A 25,463-nucleotide genomic window follows, 5' to 3' on the forward strand; every position below is an offset into this window, starting at 1 on the left:
CCGCAGGCGCCGCCGCGCCGAGCCCCCGCTCCCGCACCCCTCAGGCTGCGCCTGCGGCGAGACGAGCGCCTGCGCCTGCGGCGGGCGGGGTGGCTGCGCCTGCGGCGAGACGAGCGCCTGCGCCTGCGGCGAGCGGGCGGATCTGTGCGGAGGCCGCTCCCGTCACCCGGGCTTTCCGCCCGCTCGCCCTGGGGACGGACCGATGAAGGGGTCACGCAGTCTCTCTCCGGCGAGCGGGCGGAATCGCCATCGCACCCGGCCTGGAGTCCGGCATTCTGCCCACTCACGCTCCGTGCTCGGCTTTCTCGGACCTCCCGGCGTCTGGGCGGCGGGGCCGACTCCGCGGTGGTCCGGGCTGCAGGCTTGCGGCGGGGCCGGCGAGTGGGCGAACCTGCGGGGTATGACGCCGGGACGCACGGTATTCGGCCCGCTCGCGTCGATGGTCTCGGTCGCGAGCCGAGGTGTTGGGCCACGCGTGCGAGGGCGGGTGTCCGGACGGTCCTGCTGTCGGCGAGCGGGCGGATCTGAGCGGCACCGCCCGCGAGTCATGCGGCATCTCGCCCGCTCGCGTTACCGGGAGACAACGGACGGGCGGGGAAACGGCGTGCGCCTCGATGAGTGGGCGTAATCACACGACAGGTCGAGACGGTGCGCCAGGTGTTCCGCCCGCTCGCCGGGCGGGGGCGGGGGAGACGGCGGACGGGAGGCGCGGTGCCAGATGGAACCGTGCCTCCCGTCCGTCGGGTGGGTCAGAAGCCGGACGGCACCCGCGGGGTGTAGGCCTGCTCGAGTCGCGTGACTTCGTCGTCGTTCAGTTCGATCGCCGTCGCGGCGACCGCGTCGTCGATGTGGTGCTCCTTCGTCGCGCCGATGATGGGTGCCGAGACGGCCGACTTCCCAGCGACCCAAGCGAGGGCGATCTGCGCCATGCTCGCGCCGCGCTCCTCCGCGACCTGCCCGACCGCTTCGACGATCGCTCGGTTCGCGTCCTCGTCCTGGCGGTACAGCGTCTTGCCGAATTCGTCCGTGTCAGACCGTGAGCCGGAACCCTGCGCGTCCCAGGGGCGGGTGACCTTGCCGCGGGCGAGCGGGCTCCACGGGATGACGCCGACGCCGGTGTGGGCACAGAACGGGTGCATCTCGCGCTCCTCCTCACGTTCGAGGAGGTTGTACTGGTCCTGCATCGCGACGAACTTCGTCCAGCCGTTGCGCTCCGCGACGTGCTGCATCTCGGCGAACTGCCACGCCCACATGCTCGAAGCACCGATGTAGCGGGCCTTGCCGGACTTGACGACGTCGTGGAGTGCCTCCATCGTCTCCTCGACCGGGGTGAGCGGGTCGAAACGGTGGATCTGGTACAGGTCGACGTAGTCGGTGCCGAGGCGTGTCAAGGACGCGTCGATCTCGTGCATGATCGCGACACGGGACAGCCCCGCGCCGTTGCGGCCCGGACGCATGCGGTTGAAGACCTTCGTGAAGACCTGGACCTCCTCACGGGGAGCGAGCTCCTTGAGGAGTTCGCCGGTGATCTCCTCGCTGCTGCCCGCGGAGTAGACGTTCGCGGTGTCGAAGGTCGTGATGCCGGCGTCGAACGCCCGGCGGACGAAGGGGCGGGCATCGTCGATGCCGACGCTCCACGCGTGCGAGCCCTTCGTCGGATCGCCGTAGGACATCATGCCGAGGATGACACTCGAGATCTCGAGGCCGGTGTTGCCGAGGCGGACGGTGGGGACGGTGGGGGTGTCGGACATACGGGGTCCTTCCGTGGCGGAGCGCTGGTGGGGTCGTGCGTGCGTGCGTGCGTGCGTGTGTGTGTGTGTGTGTGTGTGTGTGTGTGTGTGTGTGTGTGTGTGTGTGCGTGCCCGTGAGCGGGCCTTCCGGACCGGTGTGTCAGGCGGAGACCCGGGCATCTCGCCCGGTCACCGCGAGCAGACGCACCTGCAGAGGAGCATCGTCGTCCACCTGCACTGGAGCCGCGTACAGCCCGGTCGCCGCGAGGGACTGGATCTGCGGTTCGAAGTGCGTCCACACCGCGTCGACGAGCTCGTCGGGCAGGCGCTCGTCGCTCCCCGTCGCGCGGGCCAGGTCCCACGTGTGGATCGTGATGTCGCTGGTCTGCTCCGCGAGGTACTCGCCGGCCTGCACCACGTCGGTCGACAGGTGCACGGGCGTGTCCTTCGGTGCGCGCTGCCAGGCTTCGATCGCCGCGCTCGAGTGCCGCTCCCACTCAGCGAGGAGGTCATCGCCGATCGGCTCCAGGTCCGCTTCGGCCTGGGCGTAGTCGCAACCGGTGAGGAGCTTGGGGATCCAGCGCTGTTCATCCACAACGTGTGCGACGAGATCGCGCGTCGTCCACTCGGAGTCGGGGGTGGGAGCGTCCCAGTCGGTGACGGCGGCGACGCGGCGGCCGAACTCCGCGACGGCGAGGGTCTGCAGCGTGATCCAGTCGGTGGACATCGGGGTGCTCCTGTTCGTCGGCGAGCGACATTCCGACGACCGCGTCGGACGTGCTTCGTGTGCAGCGGTGTTGCTTGCAACCCTGGGACCGAGGGGCGGATTCCCCCGGGGTGGGCCAGAGCGTTCCTCACGGTACCGCTCCAGTCGGTCGGGAGGCGCTGGGGCCGATGGCGCGGAGCTCCCTGCTCGTGATGGGCGCGCGGGCGACGGGTGTGGCGGGCGAGGGGGCGCCTCGGCGGCGAGTCGGCGGCTGAGCGGGCGGCTGAGCGCTCGGTTCCGCGTGCGCGCTGCGCGCTGCGCGCTGAGCGGGCGGAATCCCCGCTGGATCCGGGAGAACGCCCTGGTGTTCCGCCCGGTCGGCAGGGAAGACGCACCCATCCATCCACGGGCGCGACCACGAAAGCGAACGCTCGAGCCGGTCCAGGACAGCACGAAGCCCCGACGCCGAGGGCGCCGGGGCTTCGAGAGGGCGGAGAGGTCAGGCCGCCTGGAGGACGAACTGGACGTCGAGGTTGATCGTGACGTCGTTGCCGAGCGTGAAACCGCCGGCTTCGAGGGCTGCGTTCCAGTTCACGCCGAACTCGGTGCGGTCGATCTTCGTCGTCGCCTCGGCACCGAGCTTGACCTGACCGTAGCCGTCGGTGATGACGCCGCCGAACTCGGTCTTCAGCGTGACGGGCTTGGTGACGCCACGGAGCGAGAGTTCGCCGTCGATGAGCATGTCGTCGCCGTCCTCGCGGATGCCCGTCGAGCGGAACGTCATGTGCGGGTGCTCCTCGGTCAGGAAGAAGTCACCGGTCGCGAGGTGCTGGTCGCGCTGCGCCTGATTGGTGTTGATGCTCGAGACGTCGATCGAGGCCTCGAGGGTCGTGTCGAGGGGGTTCTCGGCGGTCACGAGGGTCGCGTCGAACTTCTCGAACTTGCCCTTGACCTTGCTGATCGCGAGGTGACGGACGGAGAAGCTGACCTCGGAGTGGGTCGGGTCGAGCTTCCAGGTGCCGGTGACGTAACCGGGGATGGCGGAGGCGTTGAGAGCCATGGTGTGTCCTTCTTCGAGCGATGAGTCATGGGCGGGCGCGAGATTTCATGCACCTGCATCGAACCTGATGGTAGCCCATTCTGCACCGCTTTGGTTGAAGCGTCAACCATTGTTCACCGAGGTGTTGTTCTTCGGGCGGTGCCGGCCCGTTCGGCCGGCGATGAGGAGACGACGCATCCGCGCGACGAAACGGTCGGCGGTCGGACCGACGTCATCTGCGGTCGCCCGCACCAACCACCAATCGTCGTCCTTCAGCAGTTCACCCCTGGTCAGGTCCTTCCGGAACGTCGCCGGGTCGGTCCGGTGGAGGTCGCTCTCGTACTCGATCGCGACACGAGCATCGGGATATGCGAGGTCGACGCAGGCGACCCACCGTCCGTCCACCACCACGTCGTGGTTGAGGACGGGTTCCGGGAGACCTGCGCGAGTCAGGAGGAGCCGCATCCGCGTCTCCCCAGGCGACCGCGATCCAGCCCGGATCTCGGCGAGGGCTGCCCGGAGCTTCACGACGCCGCGACAGCCTCGCCGCCGACGCACGGCCGCGGCCAGTTCGGGGAGCGTCGACCAACCGAGCCATCCCACCAAGGCGTCCCCAGCCACGATGAGTTCGTCCAGCGACAGGAACGAGGCGAGCGCGGTGAAGGTGTCGGCCGGATGCGTCAGCTGGACACCCCTGGTCTGGACGACCCGTACCGAACCCGCCTTGGCCCGGTGCCCCACCGACCCACGGACGCGGAGCGCCTGGTCCGTCCCGATGGTGATGACGTGCAGTCGCGGATCACGTTCGATCCGGCGGGGCAACGGCACGCCGAGGAGCATCGCGGCGGTCGTGTGGCTGAAGACCTGGTCATGGCGCAGCCGAGGAGCGAGTGCCCGCGCGAAGGCGTCCGGCGTGTGCGGTTGCTCGGCACATCGCACGCCGTGGAACGGACGTCGCAGGTCGCGGGCATCGAGCCGGCCGCGTGGAACGCCCATGTGGAGCGCGCGACGCACTCGGAACGGCGTCCGACGCAGGGCCGGGGGGAGCGGGGTCCTCGGAGACATGGGTCCATGGTGCGAGCCGCACCGGAGCGCCGGGGCCAGACCGGGCCTCCAGTGTGGACAGGGCCGGGCGTCGGCCGGATGTGCAGGACGGGACGCAAGCTCGCGAGCGGGCGGAACCACGGGTGTGCGGCATGGGCTGCCCCGGCGTTCTGCCCGATCGTGGGGAGGGTGGCACGGGCCTGGCATCTCGCCCGCTCGCGCCGCCCTGACGCGGGGAGGGTGCTACCGGGGGCCTGGCATGTCGCCCGCTCGCGGGGAGGGCGCCACCGGGGGCCTGACATATCGCTCGCTCGCGCTGCCCGCTCGCGCTGCACGCTCGCGCTGCACGCTCGCGCTGCCCGCTCGCGCTGCCCGCTCGCGCCACCCGCTCGTGCTGGCGCAGGGTCAGCGCAGCCGAGGGTCGAGCGGAGGAACGGCGGAGCCGACTGCACACAGGTACTGCCACGGCCTCCCGCGTGCGCGCTCACTCCAGTAGCGTCGCACCCATGGAATTCAGGTACCTGGGCAACTCCGGACTCAAGATCTCCGAGATCACCTACGGCAACTGGCTGACGCACGGCTCGCAGGTCGAGAACGACGTCGCCACACAGTGCGTGCGGGCAGCGCTCGACGCTGGCATCACCACGTTCGACACTGCGGACACCTACGCCAACACGGCAGCAGAGACCGTCCTCGGCGAAGCACTCAAGGGTGAGCGTCGTCAGTCCCTCGAGGTCTTCACGAAGGTCTACTGGCCGACCGGCCCGATGGGGCACAACGACGTCGGCCTCAGCCGCAAGCACATCATGGAGTCGATCAACGGCTCGCTCGAGCGTCTGCAGACCGATTACGTCGACCTGTACCAGGCCCACCGCTACGACTACGAGACCCCGCTCGAAGAGACCATGCAGGCCTTCGCGGACGTGGTGCGTCAGGGCAAGGCGCTGTACATCGGCGTCAGCGAGTGGTCCGCCGAGCAGATCCGTGCCGGTGCTGCCCTCGCGAAGGAACTCGGCTTCCAGCTCGTCTCGAACCAGCCGCAGTACTCGATGCTGTGGCGCGTCATCGAGGGCGAGGTCGTCCCCGCGTCGAAGCAGCTCGGTCTGTCGCAGATCGTGTTCTCGCCGATCGCTCAGGGCGTCCTCACCGGCAAGTACAAGCCGGGCCAGCCGCTGCCCCAGGGCTCCCGCGCCACGGACGAGAAGGGCGGCGCGGACATGATCAAGCGGTACATGCGCGACGAGGTCCTCGAGGCCGTCCAGCGTCTCCAGCCGGTCGCTGACGAGGCCGGGCTCACCCTCGCCCAGCTCGCCGTCGCCTGGACCCTGCAGAACGAGAACGTCGCCTCGGCGATCGTCGGTGCCTCGCGTCCATCACAGGTCGAGGACAACGTGAAGGCAGCAGGCGTGAAGCTCGACGCCGACACGATGGCTCGCATCGACGAGGCCCTCGGGGACATCCCGGAGCGCGACGCCTCGAAGAACGTCTCTCCGACGCAGCGTCCCGCCTGAGCGGAACGCACCGCCTGACGGACGGGAGGCCCGGTACCAGCTGGTACCGGGCCTCCCGTCCGTCACGGGGCTGAGCTGCGTCAGCCAGCTGACCTGGTCAGCGCACCACCACGAGCCCTCGGCCCGCGAAACGGACGCCGTCGGTGTCGAAGTCGGCGTCGCCGAAGCTGAACAGCACCTCGCCGGTGGCACCGACGAGCGGGACCTCCGCAGGGTCGTCGGACAGGTTGACGACGACGTGGACCGGTGCTGCCGTCGGGCCGAGTAGCCCGCGGGTCAGCACGAGCCATCGCTCGTCCTCGCTGAAGCGGACGGCGTTCGCCTCGTAGCGGTGGTCGACGAACGCCTCGTCGGTGCGCCGGAGGGCGACGAGTACCCGGTAGGCGTTGAGGATCCGTGCTCCACGCTCGGACTCGACGTCAGACCAGTCGAGCTTGGAGTTGGTGAACGTCGTCGGGTCCTGCGGGTCGGGGACCGTGGACTCGTCCCAACCGTGCTCGGCGAACTCCTTGATCCGGCCCTCGGCGGTGACCTTGCCGAGTTCCGGCTCCGGGTGCGAGGTGAAGAACTGCCACGGGGTCGTGGCGGCGAACTCCTCACCCATGAAGAGCATCGGGGTGAACGGGCCGAGCAGCGTGAGCGCTGCGGCGATGACGAGACCTTCGTCCGACACGGTCGCGGCGAGACGGTCACCGGCGGCGCGGTTGCCGATCTGGTCGTGGTTCTGGTTCGCCACGACGAGGGCTGTCGTCGGCGACGTGCCGCGGTCGATCGGCCGACCGTGACGCTTGCCGCGGAAGGACGACCAGGTTCCGTCGTGGAAGAAGCCCTGTTCGAGCACCTTCGCCAGGGCGGTCAGCGGGGCGAAGTCGGCGTAGTAGCCGTTCGTCTCCCCGGTGACGGCGACGTGCACGGCGTGGTGGAAGTCGTCCGACCACTGGCCGGCGAGCCCGTACCCGGAGGCCTCGCGCGGGCGGAACATGATCGGGTCGTTGAGGTCCGATTCCGCGATGAGCGACAGCGGCTTGCCGGTGAACGACGAGAACGCGTCGGTCTCGCTGGCCATCTCGGCGAGGATGTGCGGTCGCGTCGTGTCACGGATCGCGTGCACGGCGTCGAGTCGCAGACCGTCGACGTGGTGGTCGCGGAACCACATCCGGACGTTGTCCAGGACGTACCGGCGGACCTCGGGCTCTTCGACGTTGACCGAGTCGCCCCAGGTGTTGGCCAGCCCCTGCACGAGGTACGGGCCGTAGAGCGGCAGGTAGTTCCCGCTCGGACCGAGGTGGTTGTACACGACGTCCTGGATGACGCCGAGACCGAGGGCGTGGGCGCGGTCGACGAAGCGGTCGTAGGCATCCGGACCGCCGTAGGGAGCGTGCACGGCGTACCACGCGACCCCGTCGTAGCCCCAGTTCCACTCACCGTTGACGCCGTTCACGGGCAGCAGCTCGACGAACTCGACCCCGACCTCGACCAGGTGCTCGAGCTTGGCGGCAGCGGCGTCGAGGGTGCCCTCTGGCGTGTAGGTGCCGACGTGCATCTCGTAGATGACGCCGCCGCGCGCCGGTCGGCCGGTCCAGGCGTCGTCCGTCCATGCGAAGCGTGCCGGGTCGACGACCTCGGACGGCCCGTGGACGCCCTCGGGTTGGAAGCGGCTGCGCGGATCGGGGCGGACGGACTCGTCCTCGTCGATACGGAAGCCGTACCGGGCTCCGACGACGGGGAGGACCTCGTCGGTCGTCCACCAGCCGTCGTCCCCGCGGGTGAGCGGGTACTCGGTGCCGTCGACGACGAGGCGGACGTTCTCGGGCTCGGGGGCCCAGACGCCGTAGCGGTCGGGACTGGTCATGCGTGACCCTCCAGGATCTCGACCTCAGCCTGCGCGTCGGTCTCGGTGTCTTCGGTGCTGGTGGTGGTGTTCGCGGCGGTGGGGTTCGTGCTGTCGGACGTGCTCGTGTCCGTGGCGTCGTGACCACCGCCGTCGACGACGTCCGCGGGCACGAGCAGTGCGACGGGGAAGTCGGTGAGGACCTCGTCGAGCAGGAGGTCACGGTCAGCCGGGAAACGCCTCCCGGTCAGCAGGTCCACGCGCTCGACCGGCACGACGTGCAGGAGCGTGTCCGCCCATCCGCCGACGGCCCGGAGGCCCAGGGGCAGTCGCGTGGCGACCGTCACAGCCCCGCCGCGGTCGAAGGCGACCACGTGGTCCGCTGCGGGGCCGGTGGCGTCGAGCGGGACGTACCGGGTGAACAGCTCCGGGTGGTCGCGACGGACGCGGAGTGCGCGGCTCGTGACGAGGGTCTTCGCGACGGCACCCAGGTCGATGCCGGGCAACGCGTCGGGGCCGTCGTCGTCGGCACCGTCGAGCCAGGCGAGGACGTGCCGCCGTTCGGCGTAGTCGACGGGCCGCCGGTTGTCGGGGTCGACGAGCGAGCGGTCCCAGGCCTCGGTGCCCTGGTAGACGTCCGGGACGCCGGGCGCCGTGAGCTGCAGGATCTTCGCGCCGAGACCGTTGGACCAGCCGGGGGCGTCGATCTGCTCGTCGAGGGCGTCGAGCTCGGCGACCACGGCGGGGTCGTCGAAGGCGGCGTCGACGATGGCGTGCATCTGCCGCTCGAACGACTCGTTCGGCTCGGTCCACGTCGTGCTGTCGCCGGCCTCACGCGACGCCTTCTCGGCGTAGGCGTGCAGACGCTCTCGTGAGGCCGGGCGCGCTCCGACGATCGCCTGCCAGAGCAGGTTGGCGAACACCCCGTCCTCGAGCGGAGCGAGCGCGTTGAGACGGTCGAACGTCGCTGTCCACTCCTCACCGAGTTCAGCGAGGACCGCGATGCGAGCACGGGTGTCCTCGCTGCGCTTCGTGTCGTGCGTCGTCAGGGTCGTCATGGCGTGCGGCCAGCTGGCGAGACGTTCACGCTGTGCGGCGTGGAACTCGTCGAGGGTGACCGAGAACACGCTCGGGTCGCCGCCGACCTCGCTGAGGGACGACAGGCGCGAGGTCCGGTAGAACGCGGTGTCCTCGACGCCCTTGGCCATCACCATGCCGCTGGTCTGTTGGAGGCGGATCGCGGCGGCGTTGTCCGCATCGCACAGGGCCGGCGCGATGCGGTCGATGACGTCGGCCAGGTCCGGGCGGGCTTCCGCAGCGACCTCGAGTGCCTCGATCAGGTGGTGGATGCCCTCCGGCAGGTAGGTGCGGTAGACCTCGAAGCTCGCCACGATCTCTGCGACAGCATCGACGATCCGGTCCTCGGAGACGGACACGGAGGTGGCACCGCCCTGCACGGCCGGGTCGACCACCAGGAGGCGCGCCAAGCGTCGGACCTCACTGTTCAGGATGCCGTCGGCGATCCCACGGCGGGTCCGGTGCGTCAGGTCCTGCCACGACACGTGCTCGCCGCGCAACCGGTCCTCGAGCGCCGTGAGGGGCGCTTCGCCGGCGGGGTCGACGAACACCCGGTCGATGAACCCGAGGGCGTCGTAGCCGGTCGTCCCGTCCACCGGCCAGGACGACGGCAGCAGTTCGCCCGGCTCGAGGATCTTCTCCACCAGCGTGTACGCACCGCCCGTCAGGTCGGCGAGGTCGTCGAGGTACCCAGCCGGGTCGTAGAGGCCGTCCGGGTGGTCGATGCGCAGACCGTCGACCAGGCCGTCGCGGAACCAGGAGCCGATGACCCCGTGCGAAGCGGCGAACACCTCGGGCTCCTCCACACGGATCGCTGCGAGCGTGTTGACCGCGAAGAACCGGCGGTAGTTCAGCTCGGAGTCGGCGCGCTTCCAGTGGACGAACTCGTAGTGCTGTCGGGCGTGCACGGCCTCGACGTCGTCACCGTCGTGCACGGTGCCGGGAGCTGTCGGGTACTCGGTCTCGCCGACGAGCAGACGCGGGGCCTTGCCGTCCGGGCTCCCGGCGTCGAGGGTGACTGCGTCGAGCAACCGGTCGTCGAGCACGGGGACGCGGATCCGGCCCTCCCCGGCAGCCCAGTCGATGTCGAACGCCCAGGCCACGGGCGACTCCTGGCCGTGCTCGAGGAGCGACCACCACCACGGGTTCACGGCCGGGGTCGCGACGCCGACGTGGTTCGGGACGACGTCGACGAGGACGCCGAGTCCCGCGGCGTGTGCTGCTTCGGCGAGGGCGCGGAGCGCGTCGTCGCCGCCACGCTCGGTGTCGACGTGTGTGTGGTCGACGACGTCGTACCCGTGACCGGAGCCGGGCTCCGCCTGCAGCACGGGGGAGAGGTAGAGCCAGTCGGCACCGAGGTCGCGGACGTAGTCGACGACGTCCTGCGCGGCGCTCAGGTCGAACTCGGCGGTGACCTGGAGACGGTATGTCGAGGTCGGGTTTCGGCGGGTCATTCGGTGTCCCCAAGGGTGTCGTGATCGGTCTGGGTACGGGGGACGGCGGGTGCGTCGCCGTCGGGCGAGAGCGCCCCGGGTGCCGGGGTGTCGCTGGGCACGGCTGCGTTGTCGTCGGTGTCGGTGTCGGTGCCAGTGCCGGCGGACGCCGGCGCCGTCGCGTCCGGCGCCGCGCCGACCTCGGATCCGGCCGCCCCGACGGCGCTCGGCGCGGCTGATCCGGCCGGGTTCGTCGGGGTGGCGGCCGGGTGCTCCGGCTCGTCCTCGTGTGCCGTGTCGACCGGGGTGCGCTGGATCTCGTGCTCGGGCTCCGCGCGGAGGACGATCATCGAGCGAGCGGGGACGTCGAGAGCGTCCCCGGCTTCGAGGACCTCGTCCCGCGCTCCGGGTTCGGCGGTGTCGATGCGGACCGTCCACCCGGGGGAGTACTCCTCCGGAGGGAGCGTGAAGGTCACGACGCCGTCGTGCGCGTTGAAGTACGTCAGGAAGGCCACGTCGGTGACGCGCTCGCCGCGGGCATCTCGTCCGCGGATGCCCTCACCGTTCAGGTACATCCCGACGCTCTTGCCGAACCCGGAGTCCCACTCTTCGGGCTGCATCGCGTCGCCAGCCGGGGTCAGCCAGACCACGTCAGGCAGCGGTTCGCCCTCACCGCGGCGCACCGGTCGACCGTTGAAGTACCGGGTCCGTCGGAAGGTCGGGTGGTCATGCCGGAGCTTCACGACGTCGGCGGTGAACTGGATCAGCTCGTCGTCGGCGGTCGCCCAGTCGATCCAGCTCAGTTCGGAGTCCTGCGCGTAGACGTTGTTGTTGCCCTGCTGGGTGCGGCCGAGTTCGTCGCCATGGGCGATCATCGGCACACCCTGACTCAGCAGGAGCGTGGCGATGAAGTTGCGGCGGCGCTGCAGTCGGAGTGCGGTGACCTCCGGGTCGTCGGTGGGGCCTTCGATGCCGGAGTTCCACGAGCGGTTGTGGCTCTCGCCGTCGTTGTTGTTCTCGCCGTTGGCGTCGTTGTGCTTCTCGTTGTAGGCCACCAGGTCGTACAGCGTGAAGCCGTCGTGGGCCGTGATGAAGTTGATGCTCGCCTTGGGCGTGCGGCCGTCGTGCTCGTACAGGTCCGCGGATCCCGAGATGCGCGATGCGAACTCGCCGAGGGTGGAAGGCTCGCCCCGCCAGAAGTCGCGCACGGTGTCGCGGTACTTGCCGTTCCACTCCGACCACTGCGGCGGGAAGTTGCCCACCTGGTAACCGCCGGGGCCGACGTCCCACGGCTCGGCGATGAGCTTCACCTGCGACACGATCGGGTCCTGCTGCACCAGTTCGAAGAAGGCGGAGAGCCGGTCGACCTCGTAGAACTCCCGGGCCAGGGCTGCGGCCAGGTCGAAGCGGAAGCCGTCGACGTGCATCTCGGTCACCCAGTAGCGGAGGGAGTCCATGATCAGCTGCAGCGAGTGCGGGTGCCCGACGTTGAGCGAGTTGCCGGTGCCCGTCACGTCCATGTAGTACCGCTTGTCGTCGTCCATCAGGCGGTAGTACGCCGCGTTGTCGAGACCGCGGAAGGACAGCGTGGGGCCGAGGTGGTTGCCCTCGGCGGTGTGGTTGTAGACGACGTCGATGACGACTTCGATACCGGCACGGTGCAGTTCGCGCACCATCGTCTTGAACTCCTGCACCTGCTGCCCGCCGTCGCCCGAGGACGAGTAGTGCGAGTGCGGCGCGAAGAACCCGATGGTGTTGTAGCCCCAGTAGTTCGACAGCCCCTTGTCCTGCAGCGTCGAGTCGTTCACGAACTGGTGCACCGGCATGAGCTCGAGCGTCGTCACGCCCAGTCGCTTGAGGTGCTCGATGACGGCCGGGTGTGAGACGCCAGCGTAGGTACCGCGCTGCTCTTCGGGAACGTCGGGGTGCGTCTCGGTGAGGCCCTTGACGTGCGCCTCGTAGATGACGGTCTCGCCGTAGGGGATGCGGGGTGCGCGGTCGCCCTGCCAGTCGAAGAACGGGTTGATGACCACGCCCTTGACCATGTGGGAAGCCGAGTCTTCGTCGTTCGTCGAGTCCGGGTCGCCGAACGTGTACGAGAAGAGGGACTGGTCCCAGTCGATGTCGCCGCTCGTCGCCTTCGCGTACGGGTCGAGGAGGAGCTTCGCCGGGTTCGAGCGGACGCCGTTCGTCGGGTCGTACGGGGCGTGGACGCGGAAGCCGTACTCCTGCCCCGGGCCGACGGTGGGCAGGTAGGCGTGCCACACGTGGGCGTCGACCTCGACGAGTCGGACTCGTTCTTCGGTCCCGTCGGCATCGAACAGGCAGAGCTCGACCCCTTCGGCGACCTCGCTGAACACGGCGAAGTTCGTGCCGCTGCCGTCGTAGGTCGCGCCGAGCGGGTAGGGGTTGCCGGGCCAGGTGTGCAAACGTGCCTCCAGAAGGAATGAACTGGGCCAACGTATCGGCGGGCCCCTGTGATGTCCGGGCCCGAGACGCGCACTGTGGAGCGTTGCGGCCCTCCACAGGCGTTGGTCGGACAAGCCTGCTCATTCCTGCACAGGACGGACGTCGAGTCGAACTCCTCCACACTTCGTCACGGCCCGTCCGCCAGCCAGTGCGCGCGGAGTAGCGTCGCCGCCATGACCAACATCGTCACGCAGATCGCAGACAAGGTGCGGCCCGTCGGCGTCGCCTCCAACTACGGCGACCCGGTGGACGTCGGGGACAGCACCCTGATCCCCGTCTCCGTCAACTGGTACGGCTTCGGCGGCGGCTCGGACGCCGACGAAGACGGCGCCGGTGGTGGCGGCGGCGGTGCCGTTTCGCTCCCCGTCGGCGCCTACGTCCGTCGTCCCGGACAGGACCTCGCCTTCGAGCCGAACGTCATCTCGCTCCTCACGATCAGCATCCCGGTGATCTGGGTCGCCGGCAAGGTGCTCGTCAAGCTCATCCGCGCGCTCAAGAAGTGACCACCTGACGGACAGGAGGCTCGGGTCACGGACCACGGGCCTCCTGTCCGATGGGTACACTGCTGGGACACACACGGGAGTCCGCCAGAGCGGGCTGAGAGGGAGCGAACCGCGCTCCGACCGTCGAACCTGATCCGGATCATGCCGGCGCAGGGAGGAGTCATCGCGATGTCCACTGGTGCACCTACCGAAACGTCCATCGAACGTCCCGTCTCGAAGCGCTCGCTCCGCTGGCGTGTCGTCGACATCGTCGTCGCCGCGGTCCTCGCGGTCGCGGTCGGCGTCGTCTTCAAGCTCTGGGACTTCGCCTACGAGCCGATCGGCGCGGGCCTCGGCCTGGTCCTCCCGGGTTCGCAGGCACTGGTCGGCGGCGTCTGGCTGCTCGCCGGACCGCTCGTCGCCATCGTCGTCCGCAAGCCGGGTGCAGCGCTCTTCGGCGAGATCGTCGCCGCATCCGTCGAGGCCATGCTCGGCACGCAGTGGGGCTGGGGGACACTGCTCTCCGGGCTGGTGCAGGGCATCGGCGCCGAGATCGTCCTCGCGCTGTTCCTCTACCGGGTGTGGAAGCTGCCCGTGGTCATGCTCGCCGGAGCTGCGACCGGTCTCGCGCTCGGCTTGAACGACGCGTTCCGGTACTACGCGGGAGCGACCGCCTCGTTCCAGGTGACGTACGTGATCTGCGCGATCGTCTCCGGCGTGGTGATCTCGGGCATCGGGTCGTGGCTGCTCGTCCGCGCACTCGCCCGGACCGGGGTGCTCTCCTCCTTCGCGGCCGGACGGGAGCACGGGCGCCGGCCACGATCCTCCGCGGCGTGACGACCGACGCGGGATCCGGCGCGTCGTCGGCGGCCCGTCCGGCGCACGTCGTGTTCCAGGGCTGGGGATGGCGGTACCCCGAGCGGCAGACCTGGGCCGTCCGGAACGTCGGGCTCGAAATCCTCCCGGGCGAGCGCGTCGCCGTCGTCGGTCCGTCCGGCGCCGGCAAGTCGACACTGCTCCGCGCTGCGGCCGGTGTCCTCGCCGACGACCCCGACGACGGCGACCACACCGCGGCCTCGGTCGAGGGTGTCGTCCTGATCGACGGTGCCGACCCGCGGACCGTCCGAGGACGCGTCGGCCTCGTCATGCAGGACCCCGAAGCGCACACGGTGATGTCGCGGGTCGGCGACGACGTCGCGTTCGGCTGCGAGAACCTCGGCGTCCCACGCCACGAGATCTGGCCGCGGGTACAGCACGCGCTCGACGTCGTCGGGCTCGACCTCCCGCTCGACCGGTCCACCACGCAGCTCTCCGGCGGCCAACGGCAGCGGCTCGCGCTCGCTGGAGTGCTCGCGATGCGTCCGGGCGCCCTCGTGCTCGACGAACCCAGCGCGAACCTCGACCCCGCGGGCGTCGGCCAGGTGCACGACGCTGTCCGGGCGCTCCTCGACGACACCGGAGCGACGATGCTCGTGGTCGAGCACCGCATCGGCACGTGGCTCGACCTGGTCGACCGACTCGTGTTGCTCGAGCCGGGGGGCGGAGTCGTCGCCGACGGGCCCCCCGACGTCGTGCTCGCTGCCCACGGCGACGCGCTCGAGCGCGGCGGAGTGTGGATCCCGGGGAGCGAGCCCGAGGTCGGTTCGGCTCGGAGTGCACCCCGTGGCAGTGGCACCTCCGGTGGGGCGTCGCGCGGAGTCGCCCTCCGCCGCGCTGCGCGAGCGGGCGGAATGCCAGGGTCGGGCGACGCGGACACCGGGGGATCTCGCCCGCTCGGCGCCGGGGGCGAGTCGGGAGCCCCGCGTCCCGCGCGAGCGGGCGGTATGCCAGGGGACGCCCCCTCCGAGACCGTGGTGTTCCGCCCGCTCGGCGCGGGAGCGGTCGGACAGGAGGCCCACCCCACCACGGACGGGACCGCTCTGCTCCGCGCGCGCGGCCTGGCGACCAGTCGGAGCGCGCGCCGGAGCAGCAGACGACGCAGGCGTGGCGTCGACCAGGCGCTCCACGTCGGTCACGACATCGACCTCGAGGTCCGGAGCGGACGGGTGCTCGCCGTCACCGGGCCGAACGGCGTCGGCAAGAGCACCCTCGGGCTCACTCTCGCGGGGCTCCTCCGCCCCGCTGCCGGAACGCTGGAGGCCACCCCGGTCCTGGTCGGAACAGCGAGCCCGGCTCCGACCGGAACTGCCCCGACCGGGACGGCTCCGCACTCCTGGTCCAGCCGTGAGCTCGCCGCTCGCATCGGCACCGTCTTCCAGGATCCGGAACACCAGTTCATCGCCCGCTCCGTCCGCGAGGAACTCGTCGCCGGCCCGGCCGCGCTCGGGATGCCCGCTGCCGAGATCGACGAGCGGGTCACCGAACTGCTCGACAGGTTCCGGCTCGACCACCTGGGCGACGCGAACCCCTTCACGCTCTCCGGCGGGGAGCAACGGCGGCTCGCGATCGCAGCGGTGATCGCGACACGCCCGCCGGTCCTCGTGCTCGACGAACCGACCTCCGGTCAGGACCGAGCCACCTGGAGTGCCGTGGTCGAGCAGCTCGGAGCCCTCGCCGACGCCGGGACCGCCGTCGTCGTGGTGACACACGACCGGGATCTCGTCCGAGCGCTCGACGCCGACGAGGTGGTCCTCCACGCGGACGGCCTGATCCCGGCAGCGCCCGTCGTCACTTCCACGAGGGAGCCGCGGTGACCGCCCCGTCGACCGCACTGAGCGGTCCGACCGGTGCCGAGCCTCCCGTCCGTCCCGGGCGTGGCGTTGCCTCGGTGCAACCGGTGGCATCGCTGCTCGGGGTGATCGCCCTGGGTGTCGTGCTGGTCCTCAGCCTCGACCTGGTGTCCGCGACGGTCGCGCTGCTGCTCGAACTCGCGCTCCTGCCGTTGCTCCGCATCCCCGTCCGGACCCTCCTCCTGCGGACGTCCCCGGTCCTGGTCGCTGTCCCGTTGACCGGCGTGAGCATCGCCTTGTACGGGCAGCCGTCCGGGCGTGTCTGGTTCGATTTCGCCTTCGCGCACGTCACCGACGGGTCGTTGCAGCTGGCGCTCGCGACGATGTTGCGTGTCCTCGCCGTCGGCGTGCCGGGCATCGTCCTGTTCATCCGGACGGACGTCACGGACCTGGCGGACGGGCTCGCGCAGATCCTCCACCTCCCGGCTCGGTTCGTCCTCGGTGCCCTGGCCGCTGTCCGCATGATGACCCTGCTCGGCGACGACTGGCGGCAGCTCGCGATGGCACGGCGCGCCCGGGGTGTCGCGGACAGCGGCCGCATGCGTCGCGGCTTGTCGATGGCATTCGGGTTGCTCGTGGTCGCGTTGCGTCGAGCGACCACGCTCGCGGTGGCCATGGAGTCCCGCGGGTTCGGTGCGCCCGGCAGACGCACCTGGGCGCGTCCAGTCCGGTTCGCCGGACCCGAGTGGGCGATGGTGGCGGTCCTGGTCGGCATCGGCGCGGCCGCGGTCGTCGCCGCCCTCCTCGCGGGCACCTGGCGTGCCTGACGTCGACGCACCGGCTGCGTCCGGACCGGACGACGACGGGCTGGAGGCCCGGATCGCCTCGACGGGGGCGCTCGCCTCCCGCGCGCGGTCGGCCTTCCGGACTGCACGGAACGCCCCCTCCCGGACGGCACGGAACGACCGTCTCGTCGTCCTCGTCGACGGACGCTCGGGGACCGGCAAGACGACGCTCGGGAACGCTCTCGCGGCGGAACTCGACGCGACCATCGTCCATCTGGATGATGTCTACCCGGGGTGGGACGGCCTCCAGGCTGCTGCCGACAGCGTCGTTCGGGAAGTGCTCGGGCTCCCCTCCGGGTACCGGCGGTGGGACTGGGTGACCTCTGCGCCGGCGGACTGGGTTCCAGTGGACCCCGCCGCGCCGATCGTCATCGAAGGGTGCGGGGCGTTGTCCCGCGCGTCGGCACCGCTGGCGACCTTCCGGGTGTGGTTGACCGCGGAGGAGGGCGAGCGTCGTCGCCGCGCACTCGACCGGGATGGGGAGACGTTCGCGCGGCAGTGGGAGCGGTGGGCCCGACAGGAGGAGGCGTTCATCTCTGCGGAGACGCCGCAGACCCTCGCCGACGAGGTGCTCCGGTCGTAGGGGACGGCGCTACGCCCAGCCGAGTTCGTGCAGTCGTTCGTCGTCGATGCCGTAGAAGTGTCCGATCTCGTGCACGAGCGTGGTGTGCACCTCGTCCTTGAGGTCCTCCAGGGTGTCGCACTCGAGCAGGTGTTGCTTGCGGAACACGACGATCCGGTCCGGGAGCTCCCCGAAGCCGTACTGGCCGCGCTCGGTCTGGGCGACACCGTCGTAGACGCCGAACAGGTCGGAGCCGTCTTCGGGCTCGTCCTCGACCACGAAGACGACGTTGTCGAGCCCGTCGACCATGTCATCGGGCAGGAGGTCGAGCTCGTCGGTCACGAGCTGTTCGAAGGCCTCGGTCGACATCTCCATCACGGGAGGATCGTGGCACAGCCGCCCGGACGTGTCCTGGTGGCGCGGACCGGCACGACCCTTCGCACGACGAAGGCCCCCGTCCTGCGGACGGGGGCCTTCGTGCAATGGGGTGAGTAACGGGGCTTGAACCCGCGACCTCCTGGACCACAACCAGGCGCTCTACCAGCTGAGCTATACCCACCATGAGTCAGTCCGGCGAGCCGGAGCAACCACTCGATTGTAGTACATCCGGACGCCTGCCCGGACCACCGTCGCTACTCGGCGGCCTGCGGGGTCGGCTCCGGCTGCGGTTCGGCGCTGGACTGCGGTTCGGCGCTGGACTGCGGGGCCAGGCGCGACTCCCACTTCGCCACGACCTCGGCCGCGACGGCCTTCACGTCGTCGCTCGCCGGGCCTGGCTCCGGTGTGAAGCCGGCGCGGCGGTAGTACTCGAGTTCACGGATCGACTCGAGGATGTCGGCGAGGGCGCGGTGTCCGCCGTGCTTCTCGGGCGAGTTGAAGTACACGCGCGGGAACCAGCGACGGCAGAGTTCCTTGATGCTCGAGACGTCGACGCTCCGGTAGTGCAGGTGGTTGTCGATCCGCGGCATGTACTTCGCCAGGAACGCGCGGTCCGTGCCGATCGTGTTGCCGGCCAGGGGAGCTGAGCCCTCGGCCGGGACGTGGGCGAGGATGTACTCGAGGACCTGGTACTCGGCGTCCGCGAGGGACACACCGTTCGGGATCTCGTCGATGAGGCCCGAGGTCGTGTGCATCTTCGTGACGAAGTCGTTCATGTTGTCGAGCGCCGACTGGTCCGGCTTGATGACGATGTCGAACCCGGGGTGCACGGGGTTGAGGTCGAAGTCCGTGATGACCACAGCGACCTCCACGAGCTCGTCGACCTCGACGTCGAGGCCCGTCATCTCACAGTCGATCCAGACGAGGCGGTCATTCGCGGCAGACATACCGCGATCCTACTTCCGCGCGCCGACGCCCCGTGGCCCCCTGTGGATCGGAGGTCCGGCAGCCGGCGACGAGTGGACGAACGCACGCACGCGCGGGCCGTCGGGCGGGGGAGCGAGCCCGGGGCGAGCGGGGAGCCGCGAGCCGGGAGGCCGATGAGGGAGCGGGCGAGCGCGAGGGGCGGGCGGGAAGCCGCGAGCCGGGAGGCCGATGCGGGAGCGGGCGAGCGCGAGCGGGCGGAATGCCAGCGTGGTGTCGCCGGAACGACTGGTGTTCTGCCCGCTCGCGGCCGTGGTGTCGCCACGGGACGCCCGCAACCGACTCGTGGGACCGCTGCCGGGCCTCCCGTCCGGGTCGGCGCGGCTGAGCGGGCGGATTCCCCGTCATCTTCTGCTGGAGCCCGTGGTGTTCCGCCCGCTCGCCGGCCAGCAGCTCCCTTGCGCTCGCCACGCGGCGTGCCGCAGGAGGTGCCTCTTACTCGTCACCTGACCGCGAACGGGCGGAATCCCACCGGACCCACGCGCGGCACCCTGGTGTTCCGCCCGCTCGCGGGTGGACGAGCGAGCCTCGCCGGACGGGAGGCCCCGCTCCAGTCCGCAGGTCGCGTCGCGCGCCTCCTGTCCATGGCACGACCGCGAGCGGGCGGGATCCCACGGAGCGGACGCGCCACGGCCTGGCATTCCGCCCGCTCACGCGCCGCGAGCGGAGCGCGCCCGCGCGCCCGCGCGCCCGGGGCGGCAGCCGAGAGCGGAGTCCGCCAGCGCGCCCTGACCGGCGATCGCGACCGGCAGCCGCGCGAGCGCTGGCCACGCGACCGGCAGCCCCGAGAGCAACCCGCCCCGCGTGCAGCCCGCCACCGACACCGATGGCCGGGCCCGCACCGCGGACCCGGCCATCGCCGGCAGCAGGGACTACGCCATCTCGCCGGCCGAGATCGCCTCGGCTTCGACGCGCTCGGGCTCCTCGCCGTCGTCCACGCGCCGCAGCACCTTCGTGGTGAGCACGACGACCAGGAACGCGACTGCGACGGACACCCCGGCGAAGACGTAGGCGGCACTCGGCGAGTACGCGTCGGCGAGCAGCGTCGCGACGGGCGGGGCGATGGCGCCACCGATGAAGCGGACCGCCGAGTACGCGCTCGATGCGACGGAGCGGGGCAGGTCGGTCGCCTCCATGACGCACTCGGTGAGCACGGTGTTGAGGACACCGAGCACGAGACCGCCGATGACGACGCAGACGATCAGCCCGGCCGGCGACTGGACGACGACGGCTGCGGCGAACAGGTCGAGTGCGAGCAGCGGCAGCGCGAGCTTGAGGACGCTGGTGCGCCGCATCCGTGCCGTGAGCATCGGGGCGACCCACACCGAGGTGATGGCGAGTCCGACGCCCCAGCCGAAGAACGTGAACCCGATGCCGAGCGCCCCGAAGCCGAGCGGGAACGGCGTGTAGGCGAGGAGCACGAAGAAGCCGATGTTGTAGAAGAGGGCGGTCGCGGCGAGGGCGGCCAGAGCCGGTCGGCCGAGGGCACGGAACGGCGCGGAGAGCTTCGTCGGGGTGGGCTTCTCGAGCGAGCCGGACTTCAGCAACGCCAGGATCGCGATGAACGCGACGGCCATCAGCGTGGTGACGCCGAAAAACGGTCCGCGCCAGCTGACGGATCCGAGCAGGCCGCCGACGAGGGGTCCGACCGCGATGCCGAGGCCGAGCGCGGCCTCGTACAGGATGATCGCCGAGGCGGTCCCGCCCGACGCTGCGCCGACGATCGTGGCCAGCGCGGTCGAGATGAAGAGCGCGTTGCCGAGGCCCCATCCGGCGCGGAAGCCGATGATCGTCCAGACGTCGTTCGACACGGCGGCGAGGACCGAGAACAGCACGATGAGGGCGAGGCCGATCATCAGGGTCTTCTTCGCGCCGATGCGGCTGGAGACCCAGCTGGTGAAGAACATCGCGATGCCGGTGACGGCGAGGTAGCTGGTGAAGAGCAGCTCGGTCTGCGCGGGCGTGGCGCGGAGCGACTCGGCGATGGCGGGGAGGATCGGGTCGACGAGGCCGATGCCCATGAAGGCGACGACGCAGGCGAACGCGATGGCCCACACCGCGGAGGACTGCTTCAGGATCGAACCGGACTTGCCGGCGGTGCCGGAATGGTCGGCGGGTGCGTGCGCGTTCACGCGGTGGTCTCCGTTCTGGTCCTCGCTGCGATGAGGGCCGATGCTTCGTGCAGGATGTCCCAGTCGTCGTCGGTGAGGTCCTCGAAGAGGGGGCCGACGGTGCTGGTGAGTGCGGCTCGCCACGCGACGAGTCGCTCGCGGCCGGCGTCGGTGATCTCGATGAGCTGGCCGCGCGAGTCGTCGGGGTCGACGGTCCGCGAGACGAGTCCGTCGGCGGTCATACCGGCGACCAGGCGGGTCATGGTCGGCTGGGACACCCGCGACGCCTTGGCGAGTTCGCCGAGTCGCAGGGACTCCTCGGTCTCGAGGATCCCGAGGGTCCGCCAGACCGCGGTGGACGTGGTGTGCCCGGTGGCCTGGAGCGCGGACCGGATGAGCCGGTTGACGGAGACGAGGAGGGTCTCGATGATCTGTTCCCGCGTTCGTTCCATAGCTGAACTATATAGCGCAGCTATGGATTCGGCAAGGAGGCCCGACACGCCTCCGTCCAGCTGCTCCTGTCCGCCGCGCGCTCACGATGCGCTGGACGGCGGTGCCCCCTGTCCTGGTAGAAGGGACCCATGACCGACATCACCATCCACGAGGGCGACGAGTTCACCGCCATCTTCCACGAGGGCCCCTTCGACGGGACCACGGACACCCGCACCGCCACGAGCGACGCGCTGGACGACGAGGTGACGGTGTTCGCGGACGTCGAGGGCCTCCAGACCGCCTTCACCTACAAGGCCACCGGCTCCCGTCAGGTCCTCGACCAGATCTCGGTCGACTACACCTTCGCGCCGGACGAGTCCGACCCGGTCGACGACCTGCAGGACCGCGGCGACCGCTCCGGCGAGTTCGACCGCGAGTAGCAGCCGTGGATGGTGCCCCCGGTCGTCCTGGACGGCCGGGGGCACTGTCGTCCCGATCGGGAGTGCCCGGGGTGCGGCTGACGTTGCACCACACCATGCAGGTCGATCTCTGGACGTCCGCGTTCTGCGCGCCGTGTGCCGCTGCCCGGCGCGTCGTCGGTGACGCCGCGCGACTCGTGCCGGGCCTCGTCGTCACCGAACGGGACGCCGCGAGCGACCCCGAGCGCGTCGAGGAGCTCGGGATCCGATCGACCCCGACCGTCCTGGTCAGGAGGGACGACGGGTCCGAGGTCTTCCGCTCATCGGGCGTCCCGACCCGCGACCAGTTCCTCGTCGCGGTCGCGAAGGCGCTCGACTGACACCGTCGTGACGAGGTCTGGGGCCGTCGTCGTCGCCGGACGCAGCGCCGATCGCAGCGTCCGCCACGACCGCTTCACCGCCCGGATCGGTGTCCCGATCAACGCCGCCGCCCGGCCGCTCACCGACCGGTCGTGGTCGCCGAGTGCGTTCCGCCGCTCCCATGCCCGCCGCAACGCGCCGCCGCGATTCCGCCGAGCTGCGGGTCGGTCGACGAGCAGTCCGGCGTCGCGGAGGCGCATCGACTCCTCGGCGCGGTCCGCCCAGTCGTCGTCCGACACCGCGTGGAAGTAGTTGTCCGTCATCCAGTCCGGGCGGACCGTCCCGAACCGGCCGTGCACCAGATCGTCGGCCGTACCCTCGAGCCCGCTGCCGACGAAGACCTCGTTGATGAGGGAGCGGGACGTGCCGAAGTCCGTCAGCGTCAGCGCCGGCACTCCTCGGGCAGCGGCTTCGAGGACCGCGGTCGAGCTGATCGTCACGAGCGCCACCGCCCGGTCGAGGTGCGCGGACATCGGACCGGCCTCGACCACCAGGTTCGACGGGGCGTCGGCGGGGACCAGGTCGGCGTAGGGGAAGGTCTCGCGGTGCGTCTGATGCTCACCGGCCGCCGCGCGGGTCTTCACCACGACACGCCACTCCGGGTGTGCCCGAGCCGTGTCGACGAGCCAGCCGATGACGCGACGACGGTCGTCCTCCGCGACGGGCACGCTCGGCTGCGCGGCGAACACCACGGAGTCGCGGACCACCCCGGCGCGCGTCGGACCGGCAGCCCGGGCGAACGGCAGCGTCGCGAGGGCGAACGACGGCTCCACGCCGCCGGCGGCCGCCAGGGCCCGGTACTCCCGGACCTCACGGTGACTGTGCAGCACGAACAGGTCGGCGCGCGCCCGGAGGAACACGCCCTTCCACTTCGCCGGGAACGAGATGCCCGGCAGGCCGCTGAGCAGTACCGGCCGCGGTGGGACCGACCCTCGGGGGATCGACCGCAGCACCTGGTCGATGACGACCTCGGCCACCGGACCGATGCACGACACCAGGACCGCGTCCGGTGGGTCGGCCCGGAGGCGCGCCACCACCTCGTCCACGCCCGCCGGCCCGGGAGGAGCCAGGTCGATCGGGCCGAGACGAGCATCGACGCCCCGGAACGCCGCCCGCAGTTGCGCCGGACTCGCCGACCGGGGCGTCGCCACCGTCAGCAGCTCCAGCGACCAGTGCGCCGGCGCCGCCGAGAGCAGGTGTGCGCCCCACTTCGCGAACGAGTCCGTGTCGACCAAGCCGACCACCCGTCGGCGGTGAGGCGGTGTGGTGGAGGGGTGGCGAGCCTCCCGGTCGTCACCGGTCCCGTCGGCGACGTGCGCCGGAACGCTCACGCACCCACCCGACGGAGCTTGGCGAGGGGGGCCTGCTCGCCGGGGAAGATGCGCTTGACGCCGTCGCCCATCGCGGTCTCGATGATGCGGATGTCGCGGACCAGCGTGCGGAGGCCGTGCGGCTCGAGCGACGCCGCGTGGTCCGACCCCCACATCGTGCGGTCGAGCGTGATGTGACGTTCGACGGCCGTCGCACCGAGCGCGACGGCCGCGAGGGAGATCTGGAGGCCCGGCTCGTGTCCCGAGTAGCCGACCGGCACGCCCGCGTAGGCGTACCGGGTGGCGAGGGTCTCGATCATGCGGAGGTTCGCCTCCTCGGCAGGGAGCGGGTACGTCGACGTCGCGTGCATGAGCACCAGGCGCTCGGTGCCGAGCGTCGAGACGGCGCGGTCGATCTGCTCCAACGTCGACATGCCGGTCGAGAGGATCACCGGCTTGCCGGTCGCGGCGACGGCAGCGAGCATCCCGAGGTCCGTGACCGACGCCGAAGCGATCTTGTACGCGACGACGTTGAGGTCCTCGAGGAACGCCACCGAGGGCTCGTCCCACGGCGACGCGAACCAGTCGAGGCCGCGGAGTGTCGCGTGGTCGCCGATCTCGATGTACTGGTCACGGTCGAACTCCACGCGGTAGCGGTAGTCCAGGTAGGTCATGTCGCCCCACGGGGTGCTGCGCGGCATCGACTTCATGTGCTCCGGCGTCGAGATCTCCGGCGTCCGCTTCTGGAACTTCACGGCCTGCATGCCGGCGTCGGCGGCGACGTCGATGAGCTGCTTGGCGATCTCGACGTCGCCGTTGTGGTTCAGGCCGATCTCGCCGATGAGGTACGCGGGGTTGCCCGCGCCGATGGTGGAGAGGCCGATGCGGACGCTCATGGTGCTCCGTTCTCCGCGGCGGAGGTCCGCGCGGCGTGGGGGTCGGTGGGTGCGGGTGCGTGTGCGGGTGCGTCGGTTCTGTCGCGCGAGCGGGCGGGAACGTCGGGTGCGGCTGTGTCGGGGCGTGGCATCTCGCCCGCTCGCGCAGTCGCGGGCGTGATCTCGATCTCGAGCTCGAGCTCGAGCTCGAGCTCGATCTCGGTCTCGACCTCGACCTCGGCACCGGCCGCGGCCGCGGCCCCGGCATCGGAGTCAGCCGCGACTGCGACCTCGAGGAGGGGAGCCAGGGCGGACGCGAGGGCCAGGTCATGCGGCTCGTCGATGTCGATCGCGGTCGAGGCCGGGACGACCACCAACTCGACGCGCCCGACGAAGCGGTGGCGGGCCTCCCGGAAGGCGACGACCCGTACGGCGTAGAACGAGCCGGTCTCGCGGTACTCCGGCGCGCGGTCCTGCCGGCGCGGGCGGGTGGCGGCGTCGTGGTTGACGGCGAGGGCCGAGCCGTCCTCGGTGACGCGCCAGAGGAACGCGTGCGAGGGGGCGGCTGCGAGGACCGAATCGGCGGCGCCGTCGAGGACGCGAGCGACGGCCCGGTCGAGATCGGCGGGGTCGATGAAGGGCGACGTGGCCTGGAGGAAGAGGAGGACCTCCGGCGCGTCGTGCCCGGTCGCGACCGTGTCGAGGGCGTGCAGGAGCGCGGACTCCGACGAGGCCTGGTCTCCCGAGAGATCCGCCGGCCGCCGCACCACCCGCGCTCCGGCTGCGACTGCCTCGGCGGCGATCGCATCACCGTCGGTGCTCACGACGACCTCGTCCACCGAGGCGGCGGCGAGTGCCGCCCGGACGGCGCGGGCGACGAGGGTGCGGCCGGCGACCTGGCGGAGGTTCTTGCCCGGGATGCCCTTCGAGCCCGCTCTCGCCGGGATCACCGCGAGGACGCGGGGCGTGGAGCTCATGAGGGGAAACGTAGGGAGCAGCGGTGACGCCGAGCGGAACGGCAGGGAGACGGCCGGCGAACCGTTCCGGAAGGGGGCGCGCGGGTTGGCGGGGCGGCGCTGCGAGCGGCGTTGGTGCGCGGGCAGGCGTCCCGGGTCTGTCTCTTATACACATCTCCG

Annotated in this window: 22 protein-coding genes, 1 tRNA gene and 1 riboswitch; of the genes, 8 read left to right on the forward strand and 15 right to left on the reverse strand. The window is 70.8% G+C overall.

What is annotated here, in order from left to right:
• Nucleotides 1-749 precede the first annotated feature (749 nt).
• From DEJ33_RS16220 to DEJ33_RS16235, 4 genes are all read right to left on the reverse strand, one after another.
• Nucleotides 750-1,751: an aldo/keto reductase gene (locus tag DEJ33_RS16220; protein ID WP_111195535.1), complete on the reverse strand. Its 1,002-nt coding sequence runs from the start codon at nt 1,749-1,751 to the stop codon at nt 750-752.
• A 139-nt stretch (nt 1,752-1,890) separates the two neighbouring features.
• Nucleotides 1,891-2,457 carry a TIGR03086 family metal-binding protein gene (locus tag DEJ33_RS16225; RefSeq protein WP_111079414.1) on the reverse strand — a complete coding sequence of 189 codons (567 nt, stop codon included), beginning with the start codon at nt 2,455-2,457 and terminating at the stop codon, nt 1,891-1,893.
• Nucleotides 2,458-2,935: 478 nt separating this feature from the next.
• The gene (locus tag DEJ33_RS16230; RefSeq protein ID WP_110903219.1) at nt 2,936-3,496 is read right to left on the reverse strand and encodes a YceI family protein; all 561 of its coding nucleotides are present in this window, start codon (nt 3,494-3,496) and stop codon (nt 2,936-2,938) included.
• Nucleotides 3,497-3,598: 102 nt separating this feature from the next.
• Nucleotides 3,599-4,471: a hypothetical protein gene (locus DEJ33_RS16235; protein WP_111195536.1), complete on the reverse strand. Its 873-nt coding sequence runs from the start codon at nt 4,469-4,471 to the stop codon at nt 3,599-3,601.
• Nucleotides 4,472-5,025: 554 nt separating this feature from the next.
• Here DEJ33_RS16235 and DEJ33_RS16240 point away from each other — a divergent pair.
• Entirely contained in the window at nt 5,026-6,030 is a 1,005-nt protein-coding gene (locus DEJ33_RS16240) for an aldo/keto reductase family protein (RefSeq protein ID WP_111079410.1), read from the forward strand.
• A 97-nt stretch (nt 6,031-6,127) separates the two neighbouring features.
• Here DEJ33_RS16240 and treZ read toward each other — a convergent pair whose 3' ends face one another.
• From treZ to glgX, 3 genes are read right to left on the reverse strand one after another with little or no spacing between them, the layout of a single operon-like run.
• The gene (gene treZ, locus DEJ33_RS16245; RefSeq protein ID WP_111195537.1) at nt 6,128-7,882 is read right to left on the reverse strand and encodes a malto-oligosyltrehalose trehalohydrolase; all 1,755 of its coding nucleotides are present in this window, start codon (nt 7,880-7,882) and stop codon (nt 6,128-6,130) included.
• Entirely contained in the window at nt 7,879-10,392 is a 2,514-nt protein-coding gene (gene treY / locus DEJ33_RS16250; protein ID WP_111079406.1) for a malto-oligosyltrehalose synthase, read from the reverse strand. Before treY ends, treZ begins: the two co-directional genes overlap by 4 nt.
• Nucleotides 10,389-12,800 (reverse strand): glycogen debranching protein GlgX, encoded by a 2,412-nt coding sequence (gene glgX, locus DEJ33_RS16255; protein ID WP_258374858.1) that lies wholly within the window; start codon nt 12,798-12,800, stop codon nt 10,389-10,391. The genes treY and glgX overlap by 4 nt, the downstream gene beginning before the upstream one ends.
• A 213-nt stretch (nt 12,801-13,013) precedes the next feature.
• On the opposite strand from glgX, the gene DEJ33_RS16260 reads away from it, so the two are divergent.
• The 5 genes from DEJ33_RS16260 to DEJ33_RS16285 all read left to right on the forward strand — a co-directional run bounded on the left by DEJ33_RS16260 (nt 13,014) and on the right by DEJ33_RS16285 (nt 17,419).
• A complete protein-coding gene (locus DEJ33_RS16260) occupies nt 13,014-13,343 on the forward strand; it encodes a hypothetical protein (protein WP_110905060.1) in 330 nt (109 codons plus the stop codon).
• A 63-nt stretch (nt 13,344-13,406) separates the two neighbouring features.
• A riboswitch (TPP riboswitch) is annotated at nt 13,407-13,517 on the forward strand.
• On the forward strand, nt 13,512-14,159 hold the full coding sequence (locus tag DEJ33_RS16265; RefSeq protein WP_111079426.1) for an ECF transporter S component: 648 nt from the start codon (nt 13,512-13,514) through the stop codon (nt 14,157-14,159). Its footprint overlaps the riboswitch before it by 6 nt.
• A complete protein-coding gene (locus DEJ33_RS17660; RefSeq protein WP_258374854.1) occupies nt 14,156-16,015 on the forward strand; it encodes an ABC transporter ATP-binding protein in 1,860 nt (619 codons plus the stop codon). Before DEJ33_RS16265 ends, DEJ33_RS17660 begins: the two co-directional genes overlap by 4 nt.
• Nucleotides 16,012-16,818: an energy-coupling factor transporter transmembrane protein EcfT gene (locus DEJ33_RS16280; protein ID WP_258374853.1), complete on the forward strand. Its 807-nt coding sequence runs from the start codon at nt 16,012-16,014 to the stop codon at nt 16,816-16,818. The genes DEJ33_RS17660 and DEJ33_RS16280 overlap by 4 nt, the downstream gene beginning before the upstream one ends.
• Nucleotides 16,811-17,419, forward strand: coding sequence for an ATP-binding protein (locus tag DEJ33_RS16285; protein ID WP_258374852.1), 609 nt, complete (start codon nt 16,811-16,813; stop codon nt 17,417-17,419). Before DEJ33_RS16280 ends, DEJ33_RS16285 begins: the two co-directional genes overlap by 8 nt.
• A 9-nt stretch (nt 17,420-17,428) precedes the next feature.
• Here DEJ33_RS16285 and DEJ33_RS16290 read toward each other — a convergent pair whose 3' ends face one another.
• The 5 genes from DEJ33_RS16290 to DEJ33_RS16310 all read right to left on the reverse strand — a co-directional run bounded on the left by DEJ33_RS16290 (nt 17,429) and on the right by DEJ33_RS16310 (nt 21,323).
• Nucleotides 17,429-17,773: a metallopeptidase family protein gene (locus DEJ33_RS16290; RefSeq protein WP_110905059.1), complete on the reverse strand. Its 345-nt coding sequence runs from the start codon at nt 17,771-17,773 to the stop codon at nt 17,429-17,431.
• Nucleotides 17,774-17,881: 108 nt separating this feature from the next.
• Nucleotides 17,882-17,957, reverse strand: a tRNA-His gene (locus DEJ33_RS16295).
• A 73-nt stretch (nt 17,958-18,030) separates the two neighbouring features.
• On the reverse strand, nt 18,031-18,723 hold the full coding sequence (gene orn, locus DEJ33_RS16300) for an oligoribonuclease (RefSeq protein WP_111079404.1): 693 nt from the start codon (nt 18,721-18,723) through the stop codon (nt 18,031-18,033).
• Between the two features lie 909 nt (nt 18,724-19,632).
• A complete protein-coding gene (locus DEJ33_RS16305) occupies nt 19,633-20,892 on the reverse strand; it encodes an MFS transporter (RefSeq protein WP_111195538.1) in 1,260 nt (419 codons plus the stop codon).
• Nucleotides 20,889-21,323: a MarR family winged helix-turn-helix transcriptional regulator gene (locus DEJ33_RS16310; protein ID WP_111195539.1), complete on the reverse strand. Its 435-nt coding sequence runs from the start codon at nt 21,321-21,323 to the stop codon at nt 20,889-20,891. The genes DEJ33_RS16305 and DEJ33_RS16310 overlap by 4 nt, the downstream gene beginning before the upstream one ends.
• 129 nt (nt 21,324-21,452) lie before the next feature.
• Here DEJ33_RS16310 and DEJ33_RS16315 point away from each other — a divergent pair, with 129 nt between their 5' ends.
• Both DEJ33_RS16315 and DEJ33_RS16320 read left to right on the forward strand, forming a co-directional pair.
• Nucleotides 21,453-21,743 carry a hypothetical protein gene (locus DEJ33_RS16315; RefSeq protein WP_110905054.1) on the forward strand — a complete coding sequence of 97 codons (291 nt, stop codon included), beginning with the start codon at nt 21,453-21,455 and terminating at the stop codon, nt 21,741-21,743.
• 95 nt (nt 21,744-21,838) lie between these two features.
• On the forward strand, nt 21,839-22,102 hold the full coding sequence (locus DEJ33_RS16320) for a thioredoxin family protein (RefSeq protein WP_111195543.1): 264 nt from the start codon (nt 21,839-21,841) through the stop codon (nt 22,100-22,102).
• Here the strand turns inward: DEJ33_RS16320 and DEJ33_RS16325 are convergent.
• The 3 genes from DEJ33_RS16325 to DEJ33_RS16335 form a co-directional block, all read right to left on the reverse strand.
• Nucleotides 22,043-23,377: a DUF6716 putative glycosyltransferase gene (locus DEJ33_RS16325; RefSeq protein WP_146242661.1), complete on the reverse strand. Its 1,335-nt coding sequence runs from the start codon at nt 23,375-23,377 to the stop codon at nt 22,043-22,045. The two genes, DEJ33_RS16320 and DEJ33_RS16325, sit on opposite strands and share 60 nt — an antisense overlap.
• Nucleotides 23,378-23,469: 92 nt before the next feature.
• Nucleotides 23,470-24,348: an N-acetylneuraminate synthase family protein gene (locus DEJ33_RS16330; protein ID WP_111195541.1), complete on the reverse strand. Its 879-nt coding sequence runs from the start codon at nt 24,346-24,348 to the stop codon at nt 23,470-23,472.
• Nucleotides 24,345-25,304 carry a cytidylyltransferase domain-containing protein gene (locus DEJ33_RS16335; protein WP_111195542.1) on the reverse strand — a complete coding sequence of 320 codons (960 nt, stop codon included), beginning with the start codon at nt 25,302-25,304 and terminating at the stop codon, nt 24,345-24,347. Before DEJ33_RS16335 ends, DEJ33_RS16330 begins: the two co-directional genes overlap by 4 nt.
• Nucleotides 25,305-25,463: the final 159 nt, after the last annotated feature.

Source organism: Curtobacterium sp. MCPF17_047 (assembly GCF_003234045.1).
In the GTDB taxonomy this organism is placed as follows: Bacteria; Actinomycetota; Actinomycetes; order Actinomycetales; family Microbacteriaceae; genus Curtobacterium.

Excerpts from the sequence above, each read along its gene's own strand:
- DEJ33_RS16335 (WP_111195542.1), bottom strand. The coding sequence starts at position 25,304 with ATGAGCTCCACGCCCCGCGTCCTCGCGGTGATCCCGGCGAGAGCGGGC.
- DEJ33_RS16220 (WP_111195535.1), bottom strand. The coding sequence starts at position 1,751 with ATGTCCGACACCCCCACCGTCCCCACCGTCCGCCTCGGCAACACCGGC.
- DEJ33_RS16260 (WP_110905060.1), top strand. The coding sequence starts at position 13,014 with ATGACCAACATCGTCACGCAGATCGCAGACAAGGTGCGGCCCGTCGGC.
- DEJ33_RS16230 (WP_110903219.1), bottom strand. The coding sequence starts at position 3,496 with ATGGCTCTCAACGCCTCCGCCATCCCCGGTTACGTCACCGGCACCTGG.
- DEJ33_RS16315 (WP_110905054.1), top strand. The coding sequence starts at position 21,453 with ATGACCGACATCACCATCCACGAGGGCGACGAGTTCACCGCCATCTTC.
- DEJ33_RS16330 (WP_111195541.1), bottom strand. The coding sequence starts at position 24,348 with ATGAGCGTCCGCATCGGCCTCTCCACCATCGGCGCGGGCAACCCCGCG.
- DEJ33_RS16290 (WP_110905059.1), bottom strand. The coding sequence starts at position 17,773 with ATGGAGATGTCGACCGAGGCCTTCGAACAGCTCGTGACCGACGAGCTC.
- orn (WP_111079404.1), bottom strand. The coding sequence starts at position 18,723 with ATGTCTGCCGCGAATGACCGCCTCGTCTGGATCGACTGTGAGATGACG.
- DEJ33_RS16235 (WP_111195536.1), bottom strand. The coding sequence starts at position 4,471 with ATGGGCGTTCCACGCGGCCGGCTCGATGCCCGCGACCTGCGACGTCCG.
- treZ (WP_111195537.1), bottom strand. The coding sequence starts at position 7,882 with ATGACCAGTCCCGACCGCTACGGCGTCTGGGCCCCCGAGCCCGAGAAC.
- DEJ33_RS16240 (WP_111079410.1), top strand. The coding sequence starts at position 5,026 with ATGGAATTCAGGTACCTGGGCAACTCCGGACTCAAGATCTCCGAGATC.
- DEJ33_RS16310 (WP_111195539.1), bottom strand. The coding sequence starts at position 21,323 with ATGGAACGAACGCGGGAACAGATCATCGAGACCCTCCTCGTCTCCGTC.
- DEJ33_RS16225 (WP_111079414.1), bottom strand. The coding sequence starts at position 2,457 with ATGTCCACCGACTGGATCACGCTGCAGACCCTCGCCGTCGCGGAGTTC.
- treY (WP_111079406.1), bottom strand. The coding sequence starts at position 10,392 with ATGACCCGCCGAAACCCGACCTCGACATACCGTCTCCAGGTCACCGCC.
- DEJ33_RS16265 (WP_111079426.1), top strand. The coding sequence starts at position 13,512 with ATGTCCACTGGTGCACCTACCGAAACGTCCATCGAACGTCCCGTCTCG.
- DEJ33_RS16320 (WP_111195543.1), top strand. The coding sequence starts at position 21,839 with ATGCAGGTCGATCTCTGGACGTCCGCGTTCTGCGCGCCGTGTGCCGCT.